Origin of the sequence: Thauera sp. AutoDN2 (genome assembly GCF_051280715.1) — a bacterium.
In the GTDB taxonomy this organism is placed as follows: domain Bacteria; phylum Pseudomonadota; class Gammaproteobacteria; order Burkholderiales; family Rhodocyclaceae; genus Thauera.
In genome coordinates this window covers 1-2,273 of sequence record NZ_JBNCAR010000084.1, presented here as the reverse complement: position 1 = coordinate 2,273, position 2,273 = coordinate 1, and the positions used below count along the sequence as shown (strand labels likewise).

The 2,273-nt window shown below is 64.1% G+C and carries 3 protein-coding genes and 1 pseudogene; all 4 read left to right on the top strand.

Annotation, left to right across the window (positions count from 1 at the left end):
* Positions 1–376, top strand: a pseudogene (locus ACPT9U_RS17540) (methyl-accepting chemotaxis protein); the annotation flags it as partial.
* A gap of 28 nt (positions 377–404) precedes the next feature.
* Complete coding sequence (locus tag ACPT9U_RS17535) at positions 405–947, top strand: chemotaxis protein CheW (protein ID WP_435751896.1); 543 nt, start codon at positions 405–407, stop codon at positions 945–947.
* 67 nt (positions 948–1,014) lie between these two features.
* Positions 1,015–1,191: a hypothetical protein gene (locus ACPT9U_RS17530; protein WP_435751895.1), complete on the top strand. Its 177-nt coding sequence runs from the start codon at positions 1,015–1,017 to the stop codon at positions 1,189–1,191.
* A gap of 32 nt (positions 1,192–1,223) precedes the next feature.
* Positions 1,224–2,273: MCP four helix bundle domain-containing protein (locus tag ACPT9U_RS17525; RefSeq protein ID WP_435751894.1), on the top strand; the 1,050-nt coding region annotated here is incomplete at its 3' end.

The window sequence follows — 2,273 nt, the reverse complement described above, 5'->3', positions numbered from 1 at the left end:
GCCCTCGATCAACAAGACCTCCGACCTCGTGCAGGAAATCGCTTCGGCCAGCCAGGAGCAGACCGCCGGCGTGGGCCAGATCAACAACGCCATGGGGCAACTGAACAAGGCCACCCAGCAAAACGCCTCGGCCTCCGAGGAGCTCGCCGCCACCGCCGAAGAACTGGGCGGTCAGGCCGGGCAGCTGCAGGAGCTGATGGGCTTCTTCAGTGTCGGTTCGTCGGCACCCGTCATAGCCAAGCGCAGCACGGCGAGCAAGCCGGCTGCAGCGCCGATGGCAGACACCGCCTCGCGCGCCAAGCCCGCCCGCTCAGCCGGCCGCCTCGCGGTCGGCAAGCCGGTGAGCTTCAGCGAAAGCGACTTCGAGAAATTCTGAGCACACGCCACGTAGCAGGAGCCAGGCCATGAGCCAGAACCTTACACAGAGCAAGACCCACCTCGTCGGGAGCGCGGACGCCAGCCCGCAGCAATACCTGACCTTCAGCCTCGGCGGCGAGGTGTTCGCACTCGGGATCCTCAACGTCAAGGAGATCATCGAGTTCGGCAACATCACCGAGATCCCGATGATGCCGGCCTTCATTCGCGGCGTGATCAACCTGCGCGGCGCAGTCGTGCCGGTGATCGACCTGTCGGCCCGCTTCGGCGGGCCCGCATCGACGGTGTCGCGCCGCACCTGCATCGTCATCGTCGAGCTTGGCGAGGGCGAGGAACGCCAGGATCTGGGGGTGATCGTCGACGCGGTCAACGAAGTGCTGGAGATTCCCCGCAGCGAAATCGAGCCGCCGCCAACCTTCGGCGCCAAGATCCGCGCCGACTTCATCCAGGGCATGGGCAAGGTCGAAGGCCACTTCGTCATCATCCTCAACGTCGATCGCGTGCTCTCGCCCCAGGAAATCACCATGCTCGCCAGCATGAGCAGCAACGGCACTGGCAGCGAAGAAGACTAAGTACCAAGCGGACGGCACCTTACCTGCCGTCCGCATTTGCACGCGCTTTCAACGCGGATTACCCGATGTGAACAAGCAATCCTACTGCTGGCGCTCCATCCTCCTGCGCATGTTCCTTCTATTTGCGCTCGTCATCGCTGCGGTGCTGTTCTTCGGCGTCGGCGGCAGCTCGGGCTCGAGGGCCGAAAGACCGGGTCGCGGCTCGGCAGCATCCAGCCTCGAGTCCGGCTTCGAACGCCTCTGAACTTCCATACACCTTCTAGGCAAGTATTCATCATGCTCAACCAACTCAAGATCGGCCTGCGTCTATCGATACTGCTGGCAGTGATGCTCGGTCTGCTCGGCTTCCTCGCCTTCACGGCAATGCAAGGCCTCGAGGCCTCACGGGGAGACCTGCAGGTCACCAACGAGGCGAAGCTGAAGCCCACACGGCTGGCCGGACGGATCCAGCGCCTGGTCGCGCAAACCCAGGTCCAGAGTCTGCTCGCCCTGCAGCACGATCCGGGTTCAAGCTTCGCCAAGTTGCATGACCACCCTGCCGGCAATCACCTGAGCGCGATCGACGAGGCACAGGCAACGCTGTCGCGCTCGATCGAGGAGATCAAGCAACACAGCATGAGCGACGAGGAGCGCAAGCTGATCGCTGCGGTCGAGAATGCGGTGACGGCCTACCTGAACGAGGGCGTGGCGCCGACCCGGCAACTGCTCGAGAAAGGCGAGTTCGACCGGGCGAACGTGACGCTGCTGCAGCAGATGAACCCGAAGGCCGCGGCATTCCAGACCGCGATCGCCGCACTGAACGACTACTTCAGCAACAGCGCCACCACCCTCTACCAGCACGCCTCCGAGACCGGCGAGCGCGCACGCACGCTGACGCTCGTAATCAGCGCGGTCGCGATCCTCCTTGCACTCGTCGTGGGCGCCCTGATCATTCGCAGCATCACCCGCCCAATGAGCGAGGTGCTCGATGCCGCGAAGAAGATGGCAGTCGGCGACTTCGCCTTCGACCTGAAATCGGACGCGAAGGACGAGGTCGGCGAGGTTGTGCGCGCGGTGGCCGACGTGCAGGCCAGCGTCAAACGCATGATCGCCGACGCGAGCATGCTGTCCGACGCCGCGGTGGCCGGCAAGCTGTCCACCCGTGCCGACGCCACCAAGCACCAGGGCGACTTCGGGCGCATCGTGCAGGGCGTCAATGACACGCTCGACGCCGTGATCGGTCCCCTAAATGTGGCCGCCGACTACGTCGATCGTATCGCCAAGGGCGCCATCCCGACCAAGATCACCGACACCTACAACGGCGACTTCAACACCCTCAAGAACAAC

Bases quoted from the DNA above. Each gene is read 5' to 3' on its own strand.
- ACPT9U_RS17535 (WP_435751896.1), top strand. From the start codon at position 405: ATGAGCCAGAACCTTACACAGAGCAAGACCCACCTCGTCGGGAGCGCG.